General features: G+C 26.6%; 18 protein-coding genes. 17 read left to right on the forward strand and 1 reads right to left on the reverse strand.

Features of this window, described 5'->3' with window-relative positions; translation table 11 throughout:
* Nucleotides 1-155: 155 nt before the first annotated feature.
* The 3 genes from AAT22_RS11605 (at nt 156) to AAT22_RS11615 (ending at nt 1,980) form a co-directional block, all read left to right on the forward strand.
* Nucleotides 156-1,298 (forward strand): glycosyltransferase family 2 protein, encoded by a 1,143-nt coding sequence (locus tag AAT22_RS11605; protein ID WP_047001351.1) that lies wholly within the window; start codon nt 156-158, stop codon nt 1,296-1,298.
* 177 nt (nt 1,299-1,475) lie between these two features.
* Nucleotides 1,476-1,742, forward strand: a complete 267-nt coding sequence (locus tag AAT22_RS11610; RefSeq protein ID WP_016209155.1) for a metal-sensing transcriptional repressor — start codon at nt 1,476-1,478, stop codon at nt 1,740-1,742.
* 28 nt (nt 1,743-1,770) lie between these two features.
* Nucleotides 1,771-1,980, forward strand: coding sequence for a heavy-metal-associated domain-containing protein (locus AAT22_RS11615; protein WP_016209156.1), 210 nt, complete (start codon nt 1,771-1,773; stop codon nt 1,978-1,980).
* Nucleotides 1,981-2,041: 61 nt separating this feature from the next.
* Here the strand turns inward: AAT22_RS11615 and AAT22_RS11620 are convergent, their stop codons facing one another.
* Complete coding sequence (locus AAT22_RS11620) at nt 2,042-2,485, reverse strand: MarR family transcriptional regulator (RefSeq protein ID WP_016209111.1); 444 nt, start codon at nt 2,483-2,485, stop codon at nt 2,042-2,044.
* Nucleotides 2,486-2,640: 155 nt separating this feature from the next.
* Here AAT22_RS11620 and AAT22_RS11625 point away from each other — a divergent pair, with 155 nt between their 5' ends.
* The 14 genes from AAT22_RS11625 to AAT22_RS11690 all read left to right on the forward strand — a co-directional run bounded on the left by AAT22_RS11625 (nt 2,641) and on the right by AAT22_RS11690 (nt 26,157).
* Nucleotides 2,641-4,878: an ABC transporter ATP-binding protein gene (locus tag AAT22_RS11625; RefSeq protein ID WP_047001352.1), complete on the forward strand. Its 2,238-nt coding sequence runs from the start codon at nt 2,641-2,643 to the stop codon at nt 4,876-4,878.
* On the forward strand, nt 4,875-6,737 hold the full coding sequence (locus tag AAT22_RS11630) for an ABC transporter ATP-binding protein (protein ID WP_016209109.1): 1,863 nt from the start codon (nt 4,875-4,877) through the stop codon (nt 6,735-6,737). The genes AAT22_RS11625 and AAT22_RS11630 overlap by 4 nt, the downstream gene beginning before the upstream one ends.
* A 385-nt stretch (nt 6,738-7,122) precedes the next feature.
* On the forward strand, nt 7,123-8,286 hold the full coding sequence (locus AAT22_RS11635) for a galactokinase (RefSeq protein ID WP_016209108.1): 1,164 nt from the start codon (nt 7,123-7,125) through the stop codon (nt 8,284-8,286).
* 12 nt (nt 8,287-8,298) lie between these two features.
* Nucleotides 8,299-9,285, forward strand: a complete 987-nt coding sequence (galE, locus tag AAT22_RS11640; RefSeq protein ID WP_016209107.1) for a UDP-glucose 4-epimerase GalE — start codon at nt 8,299-8,301, stop codon at nt 9,283-9,285.
* 8 nt (nt 9,286-9,293) lie between these two features.
* Nucleotides 9,294-10,811: a UDP-glucose--hexose-1-phosphate uridylyltransferase gene (galT, locus tag AAT22_RS11645; RefSeq protein ID WP_047001353.1), complete on the forward strand. Its 1,518-nt coding sequence runs from the start codon at nt 9,294-9,296 to the stop codon at nt 10,809-10,811.
* 84 nt (nt 10,812-10,895) lie between these two features.
* Nucleotides 10,896-11,909: a LacI family DNA-binding transcriptional regulator gene (locus tag AAT22_RS11650; protein ID WP_016209105.1), complete on the forward strand. Its 1,014-nt coding sequence runs from the start codon at nt 10,896-10,898 to the stop codon at nt 11,907-11,909.
* 73 nt (nt 11,910-11,982) lie between these two features.
* On the forward strand, nt 11,983-14,901 hold the full coding sequence (locus tag AAT22_RS11655) for an acyl-CoA dehydratase activase-related protein (RefSeq protein WP_052953954.1): 2,919 nt from the start codon (nt 11,983-11,985) through the stop codon (nt 14,899-14,901).
* Nucleotides 14,879-16,150, forward strand: coding sequence for a 2-hydroxyglutaryl-CoA dehydratase (locus AAT22_RS11660; protein ID WP_347456961.1), 1,272 nt, complete (start codon nt 14,879-14,881; stop codon nt 16,148-16,150). Before AAT22_RS11655 ends, AAT22_RS11660 begins: the two co-directional genes overlap by 23 nt.
* Nucleotides 16,151-16,435: 285 nt before the next feature.
* A complete protein-coding gene (locus tag AAT22_RS11665; protein ID WP_047001355.1) occupies nt 16,436-17,365 on the forward strand; it encodes a diacylglycerol kinase family protein in 930 nt (309 codons plus the stop codon).
* 25 nt (nt 17,366-17,390) lie between these two features.
* Nucleotides 17,391-18,095, forward strand: a complete 705-nt coding sequence (locus AAT22_RS11670) for an ABC transporter ATP-binding protein (protein ID WP_047001356.1) — start codon at nt 17,391-17,393, stop codon at nt 18,093-18,095.
* A complete protein-coding gene (locus AAT22_RS11675; protein WP_242849815.1) occupies nt 18,089-21,322 on the forward strand; it encodes an FtsX-like permease family protein in 3,234 nt (1,077 codons plus the stop codon). Before AAT22_RS11670 ends, AAT22_RS11675 begins: the two co-directional genes overlap by 7 nt.
* A gap of 116 nt (nt 21,323-21,438) precedes the next feature.
* On the forward strand, nt 21,439-22,218 hold the full coding sequence (locus tag AAT22_RS11680; RefSeq protein WP_052953955.1) for a class I SAM-dependent methyltransferase: 780 nt from the start codon (nt 21,439-21,441) through the stop codon (nt 22,216-22,218).
* A 106-nt stretch (nt 22,219-22,324) separates the two neighbouring features.
* Nucleotides 22,325-22,804, forward strand: coding sequence for a hypothetical protein (locus AAT22_RS11685; protein WP_242849816.1), 480 nt, complete (start codon nt 22,325-22,327; stop codon nt 22,802-22,804).
* Nucleotides 22,805-22,899: 95 nt separating this feature from the next.
* Nucleotides 22,900-26,157, forward strand: coding sequence for an SNF2 helicase associated domain-containing protein (locus AAT22_RS11690; RefSeq protein WP_047001358.1), 3,258 nt, complete (start codon nt 22,900-22,902; stop codon nt 26,155-26,157).
* The last annotated feature ends 63 nt before the right edge of the window (nt 26,158-26,220 follow it).

Genomic DNA, 26,220 nt, shown 5'->3' on the forward strand with positions numbered 1-26,220 from the left:
AATTTTTAATTTTAAATAGTTGAAATGAGTAAAGTCAAATTTTATATATAAAACGACAAAAATTTATCTTTAAATATATTTTTATAAACTTACAACAAATTTATTCAATAAAACATAGTATGTAGTATCTATTAATAAGATAAAGGAGGATTATTTTGAATAATAGAATTACTATAAGCCTGTGTATGATAGTTAAAGATGAAGAGAAAACATTAGAAAGATGTTTATCCTCTATAAAAGATATTGTAGACGAAATAATTATAGTAGACACTGGCTCAACTGATAAAACAAAAGAGATAGCAAAAAAATTTAATTCTAAAATATATGACTTCAAATGGATAGATGATTTCGCAGCTGCTAGAAATTTCTCTTTTAGTAAAGCTACTAAAGAATATATATTTTGGTTAGATGGAGATGATTATTTAGACGATGAAAATATTAATAACTTTAAAGATTTAAAGGATCAATTAGATAGAAGTGTAGATACGGTAACTATGGAATATTCTTTGACTAGAGATGAAAATGGACAAACTACTTACTCTTTAAGAAGAAATAGATTAGTTAAAAGAATAAATGGATTTAAATGGATTGGCAGAGTTCATGAGTATTTAGATGTTGGAGGAGTTAGTTTTCATAGCAATGTCTGCGTAAACCATGGTAAAGTAAAATCTAGCGGGAGCAGGAATTTACAAATATTTAAAAAAATGGAGGCCTCTGGGGTAGAATTTACTACTAGAGACTTATTTTATTATTCAAATGAATTGTATTACAATGGATACTATGAAGAAGCCATAACAAAATATGAGAAATTTTTAGACAGTAATTTAGGGTGGATAGAAGACAAAAAAGTTGCTATTGCAAACTTAATTCAATGTTATTCTTTTACTAATAAGCCAGAGAAGAAAATAGAAATCATTTTAAAATCCTTTGAATTCGATGTACCAAGAGCAGATATTTGTTGTAGGTTAGCAGAAATATTCATGAGCAACAATCAAATAAAGCAAGCAATATTTTGGTATAAGGTTGCTATGGGATGTATTCATGAAAAAGATAACCTTGGGATAGATAATAGAGATTATTATACATGGATACCAAGCATTCAACTATGCGTTTGCTATTCAATTTTAGGTGATTATGAAGCTGCTTATTACTATAATGAATTAACATTATTATATGGTGGTAACAAGACAAAGGTTGAGCATAATAAAAAGTTCCTTGAAAATAAATTTAAAGAACTTGGAAGAAGTATTCCAGATTTAGATTATAAGTTAATAGATAGAAGATTTAGATTTTTTTGATTATAACGTAAATCCTAGACTTAGAAAGTTTAGGATTTTTAATTTTTTGTATAGAATATATTTATAAATAAATACTATTAATATAAATTTAGTATAATCAAATGTTGACAAATATCTTTTAAATATTATAATTTAATTATAATACACCCCTAGAGGGTGGGGGAGGTATGAAATTAAATGAATGATGAAAAAAGAAAATCATTACAGTCATTAAAAACAGCTAAAGGCCAAATAGAAGGAATTATTAAGATGATTGAAGAAGATAGGTATTGTATTGATATTTCTAATCAAATATTTGCAGCACAATCGTTGCTAAAAAAGGCTAATTTAATAATTTTAGAAAATCATTTATCTCATTGCGTAAAGGATGCTTTTATAAATGGTAACGGCGATGAAAAAATCAATGAGATAATGAAGGTTTTGGATAAGGTAATAACAAGATAAAATTAAAATTTATATGGAGGAATTTATTATGAAGAAAAAAATTAATATTGAAGGAATGAGTTGTGGACATTGCGTTGCTCATGTAAAAGAGGCGTTAGAAGAATTAAGTAATGTTAAAGTTTTAGAAGTAAATCTAAATGAAAAAGCTGCTTTAGTTGATACTGATATTGATGATACTATATTAATTTCTGCAATTGATGAAGCTGGATACGATGTAATGTCAATAGAAGCTTTGTAAGTTTTTAAAAAAGAACAATGTTAAATAGTTATATTTATAATACTATTTAACATTGTTCTTTCTATTTTAAACTAACTATTATTTCATTTAAATCTTTTACTAAAGAATTCAATTTATTTAAATTTTCATCATCTAAGCTTGAAATCTTTTCTAACAATATACTTTTCATTGCGTTTTCACGTTCTTTTAAAAATTCGTAAGCCTTTTCAGTTAATTCTATATTTAACTTTCTTCTATCATCTGGATTAGTATATCTATAAACATATCCTTCGCTTATTAACTTGTCTATAATAGGAGTCATATTAGGCTTAGAAATATCTAAACACTTAGCCACATCAGAAACAGACATAAACTTTTTCCTTGAAAGATAAAAAATAACTTTCATATGAGATGGAGGAATTGATACTCTTTTAGTCATTTCATTTGGGTTCATTAGTTTATTATGAAATTGTATCATTAAATTAAATAAGTTGTCAGATATTTCTAGCATAGAATTATTGTTCATAAAATCCCTCCTAATTATTTCTTACAAATTTATTATAAACTATTTTTTTTTGTTATACAACTATAAATGTTATTGACATATAATAGTTATAAAAATATAATTAATACATGTCTATAATAACTTATACAAAACACAACTTGAAAGGAGAAAAATAAATGACTAAATTAGCAAAATACTTAAAACCATTTATTGGTTCTATTATTGCTGTAATAGCATTGTTATTTATACAAGCTATTAGCGAATTATCACTACCAGATTATATGTCCAATATAGTTAATGTAGGAATTCAGCAAGGTGGAATAGAAAATGCAACACCAGATGTAATACGAAAAACTCAATTAGAAAAGCTTTCTATTTTTATTGGAGAAGATGATTTGAATTTTATAGAAGAGAATTATTCATTAATAGATAGAAGTGAACTTTCAAATGAGGAATTTGATGAATATATAAAGAAATATCCTATATTGGATAAAGAAGCTTTATATGAGCTTAATACAAAAGATGAAGATAAGATATCTAAATTAAATAGTATTTTAGCTAAACCTGAGCTTGTTGTTTATGGAATAGAAAAAGGGGAATTTGATGCTAGCATGTTAGGTAATATGCAAAGTAATATGCAATTACCAGCTAATACAGATCCATTTATGATTTTAAAGAATATCCCAAAAGAGCAATTAAACAATATTGTAGATGCAATAAATGAAAAATTTAGTGAAATGCCAGATAGTATGGTAGAACAAGCAGCAGTTTCTTATGTAAAGAATGAATATTCTGAAATAGGAATAAATACAGATAAACTACAAACAAATGCTATTATTATTTCAGGATTAAAGATGCTTGGAATAGCATTACTTAGCATGGTTGCTTCAGTTATTGTTGGGCTTATTTCAGCAAGAATTGCAGCTGGATTAGGTAAATCTTTAAGAGGAGATGTATTTAAAAAAGTTACAAGCTTCTCTAATTCAGAATTTGATAAATTTTCAACAGCATCACTTATTACTCGTAGCACAAATGATATACAACAAATTCAAATGCTTATGGTTATGTTGTTTAGAATAGTATTTTATGCACCTATATTAGGTGTTGGTGGTGTTTTAAAGGTATTAAGAACAGATACGAATATGACTTGGACAATAGCCGTTGGCGTTGTTTCAATTTCAGTACTTGTTGGTGTTTTATTCGGATTTGCTATGCCTAAATTTAAAGCAATCCAAAAACTTGTTGATAAATTAAATTTAGTTACAAGAGAAAGTTTAACAGGTATGCTCGTTATTAGAGCATTTAGTACTCAAAAACATGAAGAAATGAAGTTTGATGAAGCTAATAAAAATCTGACCAATACAAATTTATTTGTAAGTAGAATAATGGTTGCAATGATGCCAGCAATGATGCTTATAATGAATGGATTAACGCTACTAATTGTATGGGTAGGAGCTCACCAAGTTGATTTAGGTACAATGCAGGTTGGTGATATGATGGCATTTATGCAATATGCAATGCAAATAATTATGTCATTCCTAATGATTTCTATGATATCAATTATGTTACCTAGAGCTTCTGTGTCAGCTCAACGTATTAGTGAAGTTTTATATACTGATTTAAGTATTAAAGATAAAAAGGAAACTAAAGATTTTAATAAATCAGAAAAGGGATGCGTGGAATACAAAAATGTAAGTTTCAAATATCCAGGTGCTGAAGATTATGTGTTAAATAATATTTCTTTCACTGCAAAGCCTGGTGAAACTACAGCTATCATAGGAAGTACTGGTAGTGGTAAATCTACGTTGATAAATTTAATTCCTAGATTTTATGATGTATCAGAGGGAAAAATTACTGTAGATGGAATAGATATAAGAGATGTTGAACAAAAAGCATTAAGAAATAAAATAGGATATATACCTCAAAAAGGAATTCTTTTCTCAGGTACTATAGAAAGTAACTTAAAGTATGGATCTAAAGATGCAACTAATGAGGACCTAGAGAAATCTGCTGAAATTGCACAAGCCTTAGAATTTATAAATAATAAACCAGAAAAATATGAAACTGAAATATCCCAAGGTGGAACCAATGTTTCAGGAGGTCAAAAACAAAGATTATCTATAGCAAGAGCTTTAGTTAAAAAACCACAAATATATATATTTGATGATAGTTTTTCAGCTTTGGATTTTAAAACAGATTCAGCCCTTAGAAGATCTCTTAAAGAAAATATAAAGGATGCAACTATGATAATAGTTGCACAAAGAATTAGTACAATTAAAGATGCCAATCAAATTATAGTACTAGATGAAGGAAATATTGTAGGAATAGGAACTCATAAAGAGCTTTTAGAAAACTGTGAAGTTTATAAACAAATAGCCTTATCACAACTTTCAAAGGAGGAACTTATGTCATGAGTAATAACAATGTAGGAAATAAAAGACATGGTGGTTTCGGTGGTCCTATGGGTGGAATGCACGGGGGTGGTGCAAAGGCTAAGGATTTTAAAGGGACTACAAAGAAATTACTAAATTATTTAAAACCATATAGATTATCAATAATAATAGTGTTGATTTTTGCTATAGGTAGTGCAGCTTTTTCTATCATAGGACCTAAAATACTAGGAAAAGCTACAACAAAATTATTTGAAGGTTTAGTAAGTAAGGTTTCAGGAGAAGCTGGAGCTTCAATAGATTTTACTTATATTGGAAATATAATTGTATTACTAATAGTTTTATACGTAATAAGTTCATTATTTTCATTTATTCAAGGCTTTATAATGTCTGGGGTTGCTCAAAAGGTTTCTTACAATCTTAGAAAAGAAATATCTGAAAAGATAAATAGGATGCCTCTTAAATATTTTGATAAAATGACTCATGGGGAAGTTTTATCAAGAGTAACTAATGATATTGATACTGTAAGTAATACACTAAATCAAAGTTTATCACAAATTTTAACGTCAGTAACAACACTAATAGGTGTTCTTATAATGATGTTATCAATAAGCTTTACTATGACTCTTGCATCATTATTAATGTTACCTTTATCAGGAATATTAATAGCTTTAGTAGTTAAAAAGTCTCAAAAATATTTTAAAGAACAACAAACATTTTTAGGTCATGTAAATGGACACGTAGAAGAAATATATAGCGGTCATACTATAATGAAAGCTTTTAATGGAGAAAAAGAAGCTGTAGAAGAATTTGATAAGTTAAATGATACATTATATAATTCAGCATGGAAATCTCAATTTTTATCAGGAATGATGATGCCTATAATGACATTCATCGGTAATCTTGGTTATGTTATGGTAACTATATTAGGTGGATATCTTGCTATTAAGAAATCTATTGAAGTTGGAGATATTCTTTCTTTTGTTCAATATGTAAGATCTTTCACTCAACCAATAGCTCAAACAGCACAAATTGCTAATATACTTCAATCAACTGCAGCTGCATCTGAAAGAGTTTTTGAATTCTTAGAAGAAGAAGAAGAAATAGAGGATATTAAAGATCCAGTTAGCATTGAAGATATTAATGGTGAAGTAACATTTAAAAATGTTCACTTTGGATATAATGAGGACAAAATAATAATAAATGATTTTTCAAGTAAAATTAAGCCTGGCCAAAGAGTGGCTATTGTAGGTCCTACTGGAGCAGGAAAAACTACTATAGTAAAATTACTAATGAGATTTTATGAATTAAATAGTGGTGACATTTTACTAGATAATCATAATATAAAGGATTTTAAAAGAAGCGATTTAAGAAAAGTTTTTGGAATGGTTCTACAAGATACCTGGTTATTTAATGGTAGTATAATGGAAAATATTCGATATGGTAATTTAGATTCTACTGATGAAGAAGTAATAAGAGCATCAAAAGCAGCTCATGTTCATCACTTTGTAAAGACATTGCCAGACGGATATAATATGGAATTAAATGAAGATGCAAGCAATGTATCTCAAGGACAAAAACAATTATTAACAATTGCTCGTGCAATTTTAGCAGATCCAAAGATATTAATATTAGATGAAGCTACAAGTTCAGTAGACACTAGAACAGAAATACTTATACAAAAAGCTATGGATAATTTAATGAAAGATAGAACAAGTTTTATAATTGCTCATAGATTATCTACAATAAGAGATGCTGATTTAATATTAGTAATGAAAGATGGAGATATTGTAGAGCAAGGAACTCACACAGAATTACTTGAAAAACAAGGATTCTATGCAAGTTTATATAACAGTCAATTTGAAAATAATGAAGCATCTTAGACAGTTTGTAGTGCACATGACACAGTTCACAGTTAAGTGATAGTACAGAGAATAAGGAATAGGATATATGTAACAGGTAACAGGGTACAGGTAAGTTGTAAATACAGATGATAATTATAAGTTAATTGATATGAAATACAATTTATTAAACTATTATAAAAACTCTAATTGAGTTTTTATAATAGTTTTTTTATTTAAGTAATTATCTATCTCGAAAACAAGTTAATTAATGAGATTATAAAATAGTAAATCCATTAAAATAAATCGGTAAAATTTTTAGTAAAATTTTTAGTAAAATTAAGTAAAATAACATTGAAAAACTTTCCCTGATATGATAGTATTAAATTGTAAATAAAACAAATTTATAATGATTGGGAGAGTTGTTATGAGAAAGGAAATTAATGATACTTTTAAAAAGGTTTTTGGAGAAAAGGAAAATTGTAGAACGTTTTTTTCACCTGGTAGAGTAAATTTAATCGGTGAGCATACTGATTATAATGGAGGAAATGTATTTCCTTGTGCATTAAGTTTTGGAACTTATGGAGTTATAAGCTTACGAGATGATAAAATTGTAAGAATGTATTCAAGTAACTTTGAAGATTTAGGAGTAATTGAATTTAATTTAGATGATATTAAGTATGAAAAATCTCATGATTGGGTTAATTATCCTAAGGGTGTAATCGATGTAATGAAAAAACATGGATATGATATAAATAAAGGATTTGATGTAGCTATTTATGGGAATATTCCAAATGGGGCAGGTCTCTCTTCTTCAGCATCATTAGAACTTTTAATGGCAGTAATGATGGACAAACTATTTGGATTAAATATAGATAGAGTTGATTTAGTAAAATTTTCTCAAGAAGCAGAAAACAAATTCGTTGGCGTTAACTGTGGTATAATGGATCAATTTGCAATTGGTATGGGTAAGGAAAATAATGCTATACTTTTAGATTGTAACACATTAAAATATAATTATTGCCCTGTAGAATTAAAAAATGAAATTTTAGTTATTGCAAATACAAATAAACGAAGAGGATTAGCAGATTCTAAATATAATGAGCGTAGAAGTGAATGTGAAAAGGCTTTAGAAGAACTAAAAACAAAATTAAGCATCAATTCATTAGGTGAATTATCTATAGAAGAGTTTGAAAATAATAAAGATTTAATAGATAGTGAAATACGAATCAAGAGAGCTAAGCATGCAGTGTATGAAAATCAAAGAACATTAATGGCTAAAGAAGCGCTAGAGAAAAATGATTTAATTACTTTTGGTAAGCTTATGAATGAATCTCATATTTCTTTAAGAGATGATTATGAAGTTACAGGAATAGAATTAGATACATTAGTTGAACTTGCATGGAATCATGAGGCTACAATAGGTGCTAGAATGACTGGTGCAGGATTTGGTGGATGTACAGTTGCATTAATAAACAAAGATAGCGTAGAAGATTTCATAGAAAAAGTAGGGCAAGGATATAAAGAAAAAATAGGATATGAAGCTAGTTTCTATATAGCTAATATAGGCGATGGAACTAGAGAAATTTAGGAGGTATAAAAAATGATATTAGTTTGTGGTGGAGCAGGATATATTGGGAGCCATACTGTTTATCAGTTAATTGATAAAGGTGAAGAAGTAATAGTTGTGGATAATCTAGAAACAGGACATATTGAAGCAGTGAATCCTAAAGCTAAGTTTTATAAGGTAGATATAAGAAATGAAGAAGAACTTGATAAGGTGTTTAAAGAAAATGATATAACAGAAGTAATTCATTTTGCAGCAAATTCTTTAGTTGGAGAAAGTATGACAAATCCCCTAAAGTACTATAACAATAATGTTCATGGAACAGAGGTTTTATTAAAAGTTATGATTGCAAACAATGTTAAGAAAATTGTATTTTCTTCTACAGCAGCAACTTATGGTGAAGCTACTAAAATGCCTATAGTTGAAACAGATAAAACTGAACCAACTAATGCATATGGAGAAACAAAGCTTGCAATGGAAAAAATGATGAAATGGGCAGATATAGCACATGGTGTTAAATATGTATCTCTTAGATATTTTAATGTTGCTGGAGCTCATGTAAGTGGAAGTATTGGAGAAGATCATAGTCCTGAAACTCACTTAATTCCTTTAATATTGCAAGTTCCTTTAGGTAAGAGAGAATTTATATCTATCTTTGGAGAAGATTATGATACAGAAGATGGTACTTGTATTAGAGATTATATTCATGTAATTGATTTAGCAAATGCTCATATTCTTGCAGTAGGATATCTTAGAGATGGAAATTCAAGTGATATATTTAATTTAGGTAATGGAAATGGATTTTCTGTTAAAGAAATGATAGACGCAGCTAGAAAAGTTACTGGACATGAGATCCCAGCTAAAATTTGTGAAAGAAGAGCAGGAGATCCAGCTAGACTTATAGCTTCAGCTGAAAAAGCAAGAAATATTTTAAAATGGAAGCCAGAGTTTACTAATGTTGAAGGTATAATTGCTTCAGCTTGGAATTGGCATGAAAATAATCCAAAAGGTTTTAATAAGTAGGTGAAGAGATGAATATTTATAGGGAAATCAAAAGACTTATTCAATATGGATTAAAGCATGAACTTTTTACTAAATATGATGAAATCTTTGTAAGAAATAGTTTATTAGATGTTTTAAACCTTGATGAATATGAAGATTTTGAAATAGAGGATGAAAATTTAAATACTCCAACTGATATACTAAATAATATATTAGATTATGCATTTAACAATGGAATATTAGAATCTAATTCCCCTATATATAGAGATTTATTAGATACTAAGATTATGGGAGTTTTAATGCCAAGACCTTCAGAGGTTATAGGTGAGTTTTATAAAAGATATTCAATCTCAAAGGAAAGTGCTACATTATATTTATATAATATAAGTAAATCATGCGATTATGTAAGAACTGATAGAATAGCACAAAATTTAGTATGGAAATCAAATACTGAATATGGAGATTTAGATATAACTATAAATTTATCAAAACCTGAAAAGGATCCTAAGGCAATTGCAGCAGCAAAAAATTTACCTCCATCTAAATATCCTAAATGCTTATTATGTAAAGAAAATGAAGGATATAGAGGTAGAGTAAATCATCCAGCAAGACAAAATATAAGAGTAATACCTATGGAATTAAATAAAGAAAGCTGGTATTTACAATATTCACCTTATGCATATTATAATGAACATTGTATTGTTTTTGCAGGAGAACATGTACCAATGAAAATAACAAAAAACACTTTTGATAGACTATTAGAGTTTATAGAAAAGTTTCCACATTATTTTATAGGTTCTAATGCAGATTTACCTATTGTTGGTGGTTCTATTCTTACACATGATCATTATCAAGGTGGAAATTATGAGTTTGCAATGGATAAAGCAGAAGATGTTTATAAATTTATAGTTAATAATTACAAAAATATTGAATTATCTATTGTAAAATGGCCATTAACTGTATTAAGATTAAAAGGTAGGAATAGATTGGAATTAAGTGAATTAGCTGACAAGGTTCTATCTCATTGGAGAAACTATAGTGATCCTATTGTTGATGTATATTCTCACACCAATGAAATTCCACATAATACAATAACACCAATAGCCAGAAAATCTGGTGAACTTTATATTTTAGATTTAGTTCTTAGGAATAATAGAATTAGTGAGGAATATCCAGATGGAATTTTCCATCCTCATAAAGAACTTCATAATATTAAAAAAGAAAATATAGGTTTAATTGAAGTTTTAGGCCTTGCCGTTCTTCCAGCTAGATTGAAGTATGAATTAGAGGTTATAAAAGCTTACCTAGTTGGTAAAAATGATGAAATATATAATGATGACGATATGAAGATTCATTATAGTTGGTATGAAGAAATTAAGAAAAATAATCCAGCAATATCTAAAGAAAATATTGACTTAATTATAGAAAATGAAGTTGGAGAAGTATTTACTAAAGTATTAGAGCATTGCGGAGTATTTAAATGGAATGAAGAAGGAAAAGAAGCTATGCAAAGATATATTAGTAGCTTAAAACTAACAATTAATTAATAAGATGAGGTATTTATAAATACCTCATCTTTAATTACTATTTAAGCTGCTACAATATTTTTTTAGTAAGCGGGGTGATAAGAAATGGCTACAATAAAGGATATAGCAACTTCAGCAGGAGTTTCTATTTCAACAGTTTCACGTATATTAAACTTAGATAAAACTTTAAATGTTTCAGAAGATACAAGGAAAAGAGTTTTAAGTATAGCTGAAGAAATGAACTACGTTACTATAAAAGAAAGAAAAAGTAAACTTAAAAACTTTACTATAGGTATAATTTGTTCATTTACAGAAGTTAAAGAGTTAAATGATCCATATTTTTTATCAATTAGGATGGCTATAGAAAAAAAGTGTATTAAAGAAAATGTAGATTTTAAATCTTTATATTTTACTAAGATATTAAATGATGACATAGCTAGCTACAAAGGTCTTGATGGAATAATTGCTATAGGAATATTTCAAAATAATGAAATTGATAAACTTAAGGATTTATCTAAAAATATTGTATTTATAGATTCTTCTCCTGAGGAGTGGGAATTTGATTCAATTGTTGTTGATTTAAAATATGGAGCGCGAAAAGCATTAGAATATTTATATAGGTTAGGTCATAATGATATAGGTTATATAGGTGCAAAAGTTATTCCACACAATAATATTGATAGTACAGAGCTTATTAATTATAGAGAAGCAACTTATAAGGATTTTATGTTAGAAATTAATAATTTAAAAGAAGAATGGATATTTAAAGGAGATTTCACTCCTGAGGATGGATATAATCTTATGAATAAAGCATTAAAACTTAAAAATATTCCATCAGCTTTTTTTATAGCTAGTGATCCAATGGCTATAGGTGCTTATAAGGCGATTCAAGAAAATGGCTACACTATACCAGAAGATATTAGTATAGTAGGCTTTGATGATATAGCTACAGCTCAATATTTATCTCCTTCATTAACTACAGTAAAAGTTTTTACTGATTTTATGGGGGAAACTGCTTTTGAAGTTCTTATGGAAAGAATAAAAGAAGAAAGAGAAATAAGTAAGAAGGTTGTCTTACCTGTAAAATTAATTATAAGAGATAGTTGCAAAATAGTATAATTTTATTGCCCTATAAGTAGTATAGTATTTATAGGGCCTATTTTATTAGTATATTGAGATGGAGGGAATTTAAGTGATATATAGACTAGGGATAGATGCCGGTTCAACTACAGTGAAATTAGTTATATTGGATGAAAATGATAATGTAATTTATAAAAGCTATAAAAGACATCTTACTAAAGTAAGAGAAACAATATTAGAAGAAGTTAGAAATGCAAAAAATATATTATTAGGTAATAATATAAAGATTTCAATAACAGGATCATCCGGATATGGAGTTGCTAAGGATACAAATATATCATTTGTTCAAGAAGTCTTTGCAACTACAATAGGGGTAAAAAAAATATTTAATAATATAGATGTAGTTATTGAATTAGGTGGAGAAGATGCTAAGATAATTTATCTTACCAATGGATTAGAAGAGAGAATGAATTCTAGTTGTGCAGGTGGTACTGGAGCATTTATAGATCAAATGGCTAGTTTAATGGGAATAACAGTGGAGGAATTAGATAAAATTAGCTTAGAACATAAAAATATATATCCAATAGCTTCAAGATGTGGAGTTTTTGCCAAATCAGATGTACAACCATTATTAAATCAAGGTGCAAGTAAATCTGATATTGCAGCAAGTATTTATGAAGCTGTTGTAAATCAAACTATTGGAGGCTTAGCACAAGGAAGAGCTATAGAAGGCAATCTTCTTTTTTTAGGTGGACCATTATACTTTTATAAGGGTCTTAGAAAAAGATTTGTTAAAACATTAAAACTAAGTGATGAAAGTTGTATTATACCTCAAGATGCAGAAGTTTTTGTAGCTAAAGGAGCATCATTATTTGCAGGAAATGAAACTAAGCTTTATACATATGAAGAGTTAGAATCTGTATTATCAAATTTAAACAATACTAAATTAGAAATAAAAAAAGAAATAGCTCCGTTATTTATAAGCAGAGAAGAATATAATAAATTTTTAGAAAGACATAATAAGGCAAAAGTAGTAGAAAAAGAAATTACCAATTTTACAGGTGATGTATATATAGGAATAGATGCTGGAAGTACTACTACCAAACTAGTTATTATAGATAATAATGATGAAATATTGTACAAATACTATGCTCACAACGAAGGTAATCCAGTAAAAGTAATAAAAGAACAATTAGAATATATTTATAATCATTTTGGTGATAAAATAAATATAAAAGGAAGTTCAGTAACTGGGTATGGTGAAGAATTAATAAAAAAGGGCTTTGGTATAGATTTTGGTATTGTTGAAACATTAGCACATTATATAGCAGCAAGTAAATTTAATAAGAATGTTGATTTTATTCTTGATATCGGTGGACAAGATATAAAATGCTTTGAAATAGAAAATAAAGCTATAAAAAGTATAATTTTAAATGAGGCATGTTCTTCAGGATGTGGTTCATTTATAGAAACATTTGCTAAAGCTATGGGATATGATGTAGAAAGTTTTTCAAAACTTGGATTATTTTCAAATCATCCAGCTGATCTAGGTTCTAGATGTACTGTATTTATGAATTCTTCAGTAAAACAAGCTCAAAGAGATGGAGCTACTATTGAAGATGTTTCGGCTGGGTTATCAATAAGTGTTGTAAAAAATGCACTTTATAAAGTTATAAGAACTAAAAATATAGGAAAAAACGTTATAGTTCAAGGTGGAACACTATGTAATGATGCTATATTAAGAAGCTTAGAGATTGAATTAGGACAAAATGTAATACGTTCTAATATATCAGGATTAATGGGTGCTTATGGAGCAGCATTATATGCTAAGAATCAAAGCTTAGAAAATTCGAAAATATTAAATGAAAATGAGATTTTAATCTTTAAACATGAATCTAAAGGTACTAAATGTGGTTTATGTACGAATAAATGTAATTTAACTATAAATACATTTACAGGAGGTAAAAAGTATATATCAGGAAATAGGTGCTCAAAGCCAACAGGTAAATATAAAGAAAATAATATTCCTAACATGTATGAATACAAAAATTTAAAACTTATAAACTATTTTGAAAACCAAAAAGGTAAAGATACTATAGGAATACCACTAGTGCTTAATATGTATGAAAATTTACCTTTCTTTATTAAATTCTTTAATGAATTAGATATTAAAGTTATTTTATCAGAGGAATCTTCAAAAAAACTTTATTTAACAGGACAACATACTATTCCTTCTGATACAGTTTGCTATCCAGCTAAATTGGTTCATGGACATATTGAAAGTCTTATAAATAAAGGTGTTCAAAAGATTTTTTATCCATGCATGACATATAATTTTGATGAAGGAATATCAGATAATTGTTTTAATTGTCCTGTTGTGGCTTACTATCCAGAGGTTGTAAAAAATAATATCTCTAGAATAAGAGAAATTGATTATATAATGCCATACTTAGATTTAAATTCTGATAAAAGTACCATTAAAAATATATATAATAGCTTAAAAGATAGATATAATAATATAACAAAAGAAAAAGTGAAAACAGCTTATTATAAAGCAATCGAGGAATATAAAAATTATAAATTAGATATATTAGAAAGAGGCAAAGAAGCAATTAAATACGCTAGAGAAAATAGCTTATTAATTATTGTTTTAGCCGGAAGACCATATCATGTTGATAAGGAAATAAATCATGGGATAGACAGAATGATAAATTCATTAGGACTAGTTATTTTAACAGAAGATTCAATATCAATAGATAAAAAAGATACAGAAATAAAAATGTTAAATCAATGGACATATCAAGCCAGATTATTTAATGCAGCAAATTTTGTTACTAAAAATGAGGACATGCAATTAGTTCAATTAGTTTCTTTTGGATGTGGAACGGATGCTATAACTGCTGATGAAACTAAGAGAATTTTAGAATCAAAGGGTAAGCTGTATACACAATTAAAAATAGATGAGACAAGTAATTTAGGAGCAGCTAAAATAAGAATAAGAAGTATGGTTGAAGCAATTAAGAGTAGGTGATAAATATATGAATTATGATTATAAAGTTTTTACGGAAGATATGAAAAAAGCATATAAAATACTAGTTCCCAATATGTTACCAATTCACTTTAAGATACTAGATAAAATTTTAAAGGATTATGGGTTTGATATCGAATTTTTAGAAGATGATGTTTCAAAAATAATTGATGAAGGACTTAAATATTCTAATAATGATATATGTTATCCAGCAATGATAGTTATAGGACAATTTATATCTGCTTTAAAAAGTGGTAAATATGATACAGAAAAAACTGCACTGCTTATGACGCAAACTGGAGGTGGATGTAGAGCCTCAAATTATATTCACTTAATTAGAAGAGCTCTTGAAAATAGTGATTTTGATTATGTTCCTGCTATAGGATTAAGTTTATCTGGAATAGAAAAACATCCAGGATTAAAATTAACTCCAATAATCATTTTAAAAGCTGTTTATGGAATTATATATGGTGATTTGATTATGTGCCTATATAATAAAGTTAAACCATATGAAGTTAATAAAGGAGAAACTGATAAGATATTAGATAAATTAGTTGAAACTTTGAATACAAAACTTTCTGGATTTAAATACTTTAAAATAAATAAAATATCAAAATTAATCATACAAGCCTTTGATTCAATTGAAATAAATAATAAGTCAAAAATTAAAGTTGGAATAGTTGGAGAAATATATATGAAGTATTCAAGGATGGGAAATAATCATCTTGAAGAATTTTTGATAAAAGAAGATGCAGAAGTTGTACAATCAGGTCTTATGGATTTTGTTAATTACTGTATCTTAAATTCAGTAATGGATTATAAGCTTTATAAAAGAGGATTTTTAAAATCTAAACTAGCGCAAATAGCTTATAAATTTATTTTAAAACTTCAACGTAAAATAAATAGAAATATAAAAAAATATTCTAAATTTGAAGAACCTACAGATTTTGAAGAAATAAGAAAAATGGCAGATGGATATATTGGTTATGGCGTTAAAATGGGCGAAGGATGGCTTTTAGTTGCTAATATGTTAGAACTTATACATACAGGAGCCAATAATATTATATGTGCAGAGCCATTTGGATGTTTGCCAAACCACATAGTAGGAAGAGGTGCTATTAGAAAAATACTTGATAAGAACCCTGAGGCTAATATTGTAGTTATAGACTATGATCCATCTCAATCTCAAATAAATCAGGAAAATAGAATTAAGCTTATGTTATCAAATGCAAAATTAAATGCTTATTTATAAATACAATAAGACCTAAATTACAACTTCTATTAAACTTAAAAAGACTAATATTTAATTTTAATTTTATTATCTAAGAAATTATGAAATGTTTATTTTAATAATAACCTTTTTATAATTTCTTTTTTTGAATTTTTTTATAATAAAGTTTTTTGACTCACAAAATATAATGATTAATATAATGTTATATAGTATACTTAATTTAAATACTTTATAGAGTAATGAAAAATATAAATTAAATAAAAAAACGATATACCTTATTAAATAGAAAATTGGAGAGGTACAATAATGACAAAAAACAAACATTTTTTTGTGATAAATCCTAAAGCTGGGAAAACTGATATTTCTGAAAAAATTAGTAGTGATATAAATAAAATATTTGAAGATTCACCTGAAGAATATAGCATTTACATAACTAAAAATAAAAATGATGCAACTATATATACTAAAAATGTATGTGAAAGTCAGGAAGGAAATTTAAGATTTTATGCATGTGGAGGAGATGGAACTTTAAACGAAGTTATTAACGGAATTATAGGATACGAAAATGCAAGTGTTTCAGTTATTCCATATGGAACAGGAAATGATTTTGTAAGAAACTTTCAGTCACAAATAGGATTTTATGATATAGATAAACAAATAAAATCAAAATTACAAGAAGTAGATTTATTAAATGTAAATGGTCAATATTCTATTAATCTATGCAATATTGGATTTGATGCTAAAGTTGCTGAAAATATGGTTAAGTTCAAAAAAATTCCTTTAATTAGTGGACAAGGTGCCTATACACTTTCAGTATTTTATTCACTAATCAATAAAATGTGTACTAATTTAGAAATAGAAATAGATGACTGTGAGATTATTAATGGAGATTTTTTATTGTGTGTTATAGCAAATGGAAGATCCTATGGTGGAGGTTATTTAGGAGCACCATTGGCAGAAATAGATGATGGCTTAATTGATTTATGTATTGTAAGAAAGATATCACGACTAAAACTTGTAAATTTAATGAAATTGTATAAAGAAGGAAGGCACTTAGAAAGTGAAGAATTGAAAGATTATATTATATATAAAAAATGTAATAGTATAAAGATAAAATCTAAAGAAAACTTTACAATATGCCTTGATGGAGAAATTACAACAAGTAACAAATTAAATGTTTCATTAAAGAATAAGGGAATAAAATTTATAACGCCATATAAAGAAATAGATGAATAAATAAATAATAAAAAGGGGTATAAGTTTGAGGAGTTTTATAGAATTTAAAGATGTTAAAAAGACATATAAGATGGGGGAAGTAACTATAGAGGCCCTAAGCGGAGTTTCATTTGAAATTAATAAGGGGGAATTTGTAATAGTAGCTGGAGCTAGTGGCGCTGGGAAAAGTACAATTTTAAATATTTTAGGAGGAATGGATACATCAACTAGCGGTAAAATTATGGTAGATGGAAATCTTGTAAGTAATTATTCAGATAAAGAACTTATAACATATAGGCGTTATGATATTGGTTTTGTATTTCAATTTTATAATTTAGTTCAAAATCTTACTGCGCTAGAAAATGTTGAATTAGCAACGCAAATTTCTAAAGATCCTTTAGATTCATTTGAGATATTAAATGCAGTAGGCTTAGAAGAAAGAAAACTTAATTTTCCAGCACAGCTTTCAGGAGGCGAACAACAACGTGTCGCAATAGCGAGGGCATTAGCTAAAAATCCAAAATTACTTTTATGTGATGAACCAACTGGTGCATTAGATTATACTACTGGAAAAGCAATACTTAAATTACTTCAAGACACATGTAGAAAATATAATATGACTGTAGTAATAATAACACATAATCTTGCAATAACACCAATGGGTGATAAAGTAATTAAAGTTAAAAATGGAGTTATTGAAAGTATTACATTAAACAGAAATCCTCTTCCAGTAGAAAGGATTGAATGGTAATGCCTAAAAATGCTTTTATTAAAGATATATTTAGAGATATAAAAAAGTCTAAGGGAAGATTCATTTCTATATTTGCAATTATAGCTTTAGGAGTTGCTTTTTTTTCCGGAATAAAAATTGCTCCTATAGATATGAAGAAAACAGCGGATAAATATTATGATGATTATAATTTTATGGATTTAACATTATATTCTACATTAGGATTTACAAACGAAGATATTGAGGAAATAAGTAAAGTTAACGGGGTTTTAGATACCTTCCCAACCTATTCCTTAGATGCAATAATAAAAACAGATACTTCTGAAAATGTCCTAAAGGTTATGGGATTACCATTGGAATCAGAAGTTAATGTAAATAAGTATAAGTTAATTGAAGGACGACTTCCTAAAAAATCTAATGAATGTGTTGTAGAAGCTGGAAAACTAGAAAAATTAAATTTATCAGTAGGTAGCAAAATAACTGTTTCATCAGGATCAGATGAATCATTAAGTGATAAATTAGAAAATATTGAATATGAGGTAGTTGGTAAGGTAAGAACACCTTATTATTTATCTTATGAAAAAGGAACTTCAGATATAGGAAGTGGTAAGATTACTAGTTTTATTGTTATTCCACAAGAAAATTTTAAGCTTCCTGCCTACACAGAAGTATATATAACATTAGATGATGCAAAAAAATTAAATTCATATTCGGATGAATATTTTAAAGTTATTGATAAAGTAAAAAACCCATTAGAGGATATTGGATATAAAAGAGCTGATTTAAGATATAGTGAAATTTTAGATGAAGCTAATAAAAAGATAAGTGAAAATAAACTTAAATTAGAAGATGAAAAAAATAAAGGACAAAAAGAACTTGATGATGCTAAAGCTAAGTTAGATAAATCAGAAAAAGAATTAAAAGATGGAGAAAGTGAGTTAATTAAAAAGGAAACTGAGTTTAATCAATCTATTTCTAAAGCAGAAAATGAACTTTACTTGGCCCAATATAAAATAGATGAAGGTAAAGCTGCACTAGAATCAGCCAAAAAGACCTTTGAAACAGAAAAAGTAAAAGCCGAAGAACAACTTAATATTGCAAGAAGTACTCTTTCTAATTTAGAAAACACCAAAATAAATCTTGATAATAGAATTTTAGAAATAGAAACTGCTTTGAAAACACCAAACTTACCAGAGTCGGAAAAAACTAGGTTAAATATTCAATTAGAATCTCTAATAATGGGAAGAAATGAACTAATTAATGGCATTGAATATATTAGTAATGAAATTAAAAGTGGAGAAGAAAAATTAAAATTAGCGCAAAATGAAATTATCACTAAAGAAGAGGAATTAATAAATGGAGAAAGAAATTTAAAAGAAAAGAAACTACAATTAGAAAAATCTAAAGTAGATACTCTTAAACAATTTGAAAATGGTAAATTAGAAATAGAAAATGGTAAGAAAACTTTAGAAAAAGGTAAATTAGAGTATGAGGAAGGCAAAAATAAATTTGCAAGAGAAATAGCGTCAGCAGAAGCAAAGATAGAAAAGGCTGAAAATGACGTGAAGATAATTGATGAACCAAGTTGGTATATTTTAGATAGGAATAGTAACTATTCCTATCTAGATTACAAGAATAATTCTGATAGTATAGATAAATTAGCTAGAATATTTCCTGTTTTCTTTTTCTTAGTTGCAGCGCTAGTATGTTTAACCACTATGACAAGAATGGTAGATGAGCAAAGAATTAATATAGGAACATTAAAGGCACTAGGATATTCAAAGTATCAAATAGTATCTAAATATATTATTTATGCATTTTCAGCAAGTCTTTTAGGAAGTATTCTTGGTTTAGCTATAGGTCTTACTGTATTCCCAATAGTAATTTTTGATGCCTACGGAATTATGTACACTTTACCAAAGGTAGAGTTAGAATTTAATATTTTAATCTCTGTTTCTATAACATTAATATCAGTTTTAGTTACAACTAGTTCATCTTTTCTTGCTTGTTACAAAGAATTACTTGAAACGCCTTCAACGCTTATGAGACCAAAGGCTCCTAAAAATGGAAAGAGAATATTACTAGAAAGAATTGATTTTATTTGGAGAAAATTAAGTTTTATAGGAAAGGTAACTATAAGAAATATATTTAGATATAAGAAGAGATTTTTTATGACTGTTTTTGGTATAGCTGGTTGTACAGCATTAATAGTTACTGGCTTTGGAATAAAAGATTCCATAAAAACAATAGTTAATAAACAATTCGGAGATATATTTAAATATACTTTAACTATAAATATAGATAAAAATGCTAGTACTTTAGAGAAAGATGATTTTTATGCTTACATTAATAGTTTACCTCAAGTAGACAAATCTCTTATGATACTATTAGAAAATGCTAAATTAAGTACTAAATCTGGAGAAAAAGATTTGAATATTATAGTTCCAGAGTCATTAGGAACATTAGATGATTTTATAAATTTAAAAAACAGAAATTCTAAAGAGAAAATTACATTAACTAATGATGGAATAATTTTATCAGAAAAAGCGGCAAAGCAATCTAAAGTCAAAGTTGGGGATGAAGTAAAAATTAAAATTAATAATAAGGATATTTCACTAAAGGTATCGGGGATATCTGAAAATTATACATTTAATTATGCATATATGTCTCAAAGCTATTACAAAAATATATTTGATGTAGATATTAAATATAATTCAATATTAACTAACACTAAAAATATAGAAGATGAAGACAGCTTTTCTAAGATGATTATGGAAAATTCTATAGTTAGAGGAGTCTCTTTTAATACTAATATAAAAAATAACTTTGATAATACAATTAAGAGCTTAAATTATGTTGTATTAGTTCTTATAGTATCAGCAGGTGCTTTGGCTTTTGTTGTTTTATATAATTTGACTAATGTTAATATAAGTGAAAGAATAAGAGAAATTGCAACTATAAAAGTTTTAGGATTTTATGATAATGAAGTTTCTGCATATATTTATAGGGAAAATATAATATTAACATTAATAGGAATACTTTTTGGAGAATTTCTGGGTATATTCCTTCACAAGTTTATAATGGCAACAGTAGAAATTGATGCTATGATGTTTGGTAGAAGTATAAATTTATTAAGTTTTATAATATCTGCAGTATTAACATTAATATTTTCAATACTAGTTAATATAGTAATGTATTATAAATTAAAAAAAGTTCAAATGGTTGAGTCATTAAAATCAGTTGATTAATAAAAAATAAGGTAGGATTATATTTTATCCTACCTTATTTTATTATCCTTTAAAACAGAACAAAATAAATTTCTAGGTATATACTGTAATGTATATAAATCTTAGGAGAAATTTTTATGTCATATAATGAAATTTATGAGAAAATTGGTTTTAAAAGGGAGATGGAGCGACTAGAAAAGCAGGCTAATCTTGGAGCTTATAAAGAAGTGCGAATGCTTAAATTATTTGGAGTTAAAGAAGATAGTGAAATTCTTGAAATTGGAAGTGGACCTGGATTTTTTACTAAAATATTATTAGATAATTTTAGTGAGGCTAAAATAATTTCTTTAGATAATGATGAAAAACTACTTAAGCTTGCACATAACAATCTTAATAAAGATTATGGAGAAAGGGTAACTTTTGTAAAAGATGATATAACCAAAGCTTCATTACCAGACGATTATTTTGATTATATTATTGCAAGATTTGTCTTTCAACATTTAAGTAATCCAATAGCAGCCTTAAAAGAAATCTTTAGACTACTTAAACCAGGAGGACGTGTAATTATTATAGATGTTGATAGTGATTTATGGGGACTAACAAATCCTAAAAATGATTTAATAAAAATGTTAAACGAAAATTTATCTAAAATTCAATCTAACCTTGAAGGGAATAGAAAAATAGGCAGAGCATTAATAACTTTACTCAAAACAATAGGATTTGTAAATTTAGATATTGAGGGTGTAATAAATCATAGTGATATATTAGGAAAAGATAATTTTAGATATAAAATAGATAATAATGCATTAAACAATCCTTCTTTATCAAAAGTATTAAATGAATATAATGATTTTTTTGATTTAAGTTATTCTTCTATAATGATATTAAAATTATTTTTTTATGGCGAGAAACCTTAATATGACTTTAAGGATTAATGGCATTATTCCCATTAAATACTCCTTTAATATTATGATATAACAGTAGTATAATTAATTAATGATAATATGTATTCTTAGGAGGGGAATGGCCTTGTACACTGAAAATTTATTACAGCTAGATTGTGGATATATAGGTAATTATATTACAAAATTTGATGAAGATAAAATATCTTCAAGTTTTTACTTAAAAGAAAGTAATGAAAATTTAAATTATATTTTAGATAAGGGAATCCTTGAAATGAAAGCAACTACAATTACAGTTGGTGGACAACCTGTGATTATATTGCTTTTTAAATTTGCAGGAAATGATAAGTTTATCTATGGACGTATATATAATAAATCAATTGATTCAGACAAAGAACATCTTCAAATGTTAATGTTTCAAAGTAATTTACCTATATGTTTTATGAATTCTGAAAACAAAGTTACTACAACTATACTAGTTGAAAATGATTTTAAAAATCCAATTAAGGAATATATCTTAAGAAAAAGAATTAAATATAGCCCTTCCTATGATTTTGAGATGAATAAGTATAAATTAAAAGATTTATGGATGGAGGCATAAGGAGAAGTGGCAAAAGCCACTTCTTTTTGTTATAATTAAAGATAGTGTATAAATTGCTAAGCAGTTTATACCCATTATTAATTAAGGTGAGAATTATGATTAAACAAGTTTTATTAGAAAAATTTAATAAAGATACCTGTGGTAAAAATGATTTAGGTGGTAAAAGAATTTTAGAAAATGATTTGATTTCAAATTTTGATATAAAGCATGATGAAGAGTTAATTTATATAAATTCTAAAATAATATCTGAAAATTATTTTAGTGAATATATAAATAAATTAGAAATAGATATAAATACTAAAAATATAATATCTACCTTTTGTACATGTGATGATTTTGAAAGAAATGAACTTCGTAAAAATAATTATTGCTGTAAGCATTTATTTGCAAGTTTTTACAAGTTTTTAAATGAATTAGATGATAATGAAGAACTTAAATCTAAATTTAATAAATCTATTTTAAGTAAGAATATATTTAAAAATCAAAAAGATAATATACTAGATTTACTTCTAGAAGAAGACAATAAAGAAGAAATAAAAATAGAAGTTTATATAAATAAACAAGGTATAAAAAATAAATTAGCAGCGGAATTTAAAATAGGCTTGAAGGGATTATCTTCAAACAAATTATATGTTGTTAAAGATATAAATCAGCTTTTAACTTCCTACTACAATAAAATACCAGTTAAATATGGTAAGGACTTCAGCTTTGATCCAAGATATCAAAGGTTAAGTATAAAGGAAAAGAAAATAATAGATTTTCTTGAAAAGGTAAAAGATATCGAATCAACTTCATCTGGATTTATGAAAAGACAAGATAAATATATAGATGGAAAAATGTTGATAATTCCGGATTTCTTAATAAGAGAATTTTTTAATATAATTTCAAAAAATAGAGTTTATTTAAATGAAGGCTTTTTCTATAAGCCAGTAGAAACTGAAATTATTTTTGATAAACCTAATATTAAAATTTCTTTAAAGGGGTTAGAGAAAGAATATATATTAAGTTTAGAGGATGGAATTCCTGAGAAAATTGATAAAAAGGGTACAGTATTTTTATATGCAAGCAGTATTTATCTACCAAGTTTTGAGTATTGTTATGATATATCTTCATATTTAAATATATTTAATAATACAAAATCCATTTCAATAGATAAGAATCAGGAAATAAGAATTTTATATAGACTATTACCTAAGCTCTACACGCTGTCTGATTATATAAGTATTAATAAATCTATAAAAAATAAAATTGTAAAAGAAAATGTTGAGTTTAGATTCTATTTTGATAAAGTAAATAAAGATATAACATTAACCTTAAAGGTTAAATATGGAGAACATGAATTTAATATTTTTCATGAGTACACAAATAAAATTATTTATAGAGATATAAATAAAGAAGGAGAAGTAATATCATTTTTAAGATCTCTTGGATTTGAAGCTTCAGGAGATAAACTTTATTTATTACTTGGAGATGATTACTTATTTAAATTTTTTAAATATGATATAGATAAACTTCAAGATATAGGAGAAGTTTTTTATTCACAAAACTTTAAAATAATAAAAAATATTAATAATAAAAATATTATAGGCCAAATTAAAAGCGGTAAATTTGATTATTTTGAATTAAAATTTAAAATTGATGATATACCAGAAACTGAAGTTAAAGATATAATATTAGCTCTTCGAGACAATCTTAAATATTTCAAGCTTAAAAATGGCGAGTTCTTAGATTTAGAAGAAATAGAATTAAAGAATTTTATAAAATTATTAGATGTACTATCCTTAGAAAATGAAATAGATGGTGATAGTATATTGTTTAGTAAAAATAAAGGATTATATCTAGATAGTTTTATTAAAGATAATAATATTAGATATATAAAGGGGAAAAAAGAATTATCGCAGATTCAAAAGAAGATAAAAGATATAAATAAGTTAACATTTAAAGAGCCCCTGCAATTATCTGCTGAACTTAGACCTTATCAAAAAGAAGGTTATAATTGGCTTAAAACTATGGATTATCTGGGCTTTGGTGGAATTTTAGGTGATGAGATGGGACTTGGGAAAACAATTCAAGCAATAACTTTTATATTATCAAGTTTGCCATCAAGAACATTAATTGTCGCACCAACATCATTAATTTATAATTGGAGCAGTGAGATAGAAAAATTTGCTCCAACTATTAGGTATGCTGTTGTAAATGGATCTAAAGATGAAAGATGTAATATAATAAATACTATTGAAAAATACGATGTTATAATTACTACTTATAATTTAGTTAAAAGAGATTTAGAAGAGTACGAAAAGATTCAATTTGATTATTGTTTTATAGATGAAGCACAATATATAAAAAATAGTACTTCTCAAAATTCATTAGCTGTAAAGAAAATAAAATCATATAGAAAATTTGCATTAACAGGAACACCTTTAGAAAACTCACTAATGGAATTATGGTCAATTTTTGATTTTATAATGCCTGGATATTTATTTGATGAAAAAAGGTTTAGTGTAAGATACCATAAGAGGTTAAATGAATCAGAAGAAGTTTTAGAAGAATTAAATAAACTTATTAAACCTTTTATTTTAAGAAGATATAAAAAGGATGTAATAAAAGAATTACCTCTTAAAATAGAAAAAAAACTAGTTGTTTCAATGTCTGAAGAGCAAGAAAAGGTGTACTCTATTTATGCAGATCATGCTAAGAGCTTAATTGAAAAGAAAGTTAAAGATGATGATTTAAAAACAAGTAAAATAGAAATTTTGTCATACATAACTAAACTTAGGCAATTATGTCTTGATCCTTCAGTGTTAATAAATGACTATATTGGAACTAGTGGCAAAGTAGAAGCATTAATTGAAATTCTTCAACAAGGTATAGAAGAAGGCCATAAAATATTAGTATTTTCACAATTTACTTCAGTCTTAAAGAATATTACAAATAAATTGAAAACAGAAAATATTTTATATAGTTATTTAGATGGATCTATACCTTCTGAAAAAAGGTTAGAACTTGTAAATGAATTTAATGAAGGAAAGAATTCTGTATTTTTAATAAGCTTAAAAGCAGGAGGAACTGGACTTAATTTAACATCAGCAGATATAGTAATACATTTTGATCCTTGGTGGAATCCCGCTGTTGAAGATCAAGCTACAGATAGAGCTCATAGATTTGGTCAAACTAATATAGTAGAAGTGATTAAGCTTATAGCTAAAAATTCAATTGAAGAAAAAATAGTAAATCTTCAAGACGAAAAAAGAAAACTAATTGAGAAGATACTTGACAATGAAAATGATATATCAAGCATAAATACACTAAGCGAAGAAGATATACTTGGGCTATTTTCAATTGGAAATTAATATTATATAATTATAATATTAAATTAACATTGATATTTCGTTAGAAAGGGTGAACTTAATGAG

The sequence above is a fragment of the Clostridium sp. C8 genome, assembly GCF_001010885.1.
Lineage (GTDB): Bacteria > Bacillota > Clostridia > Clostridiales > Clostridiaceae > Clostridium > Clostridium sartagoforme.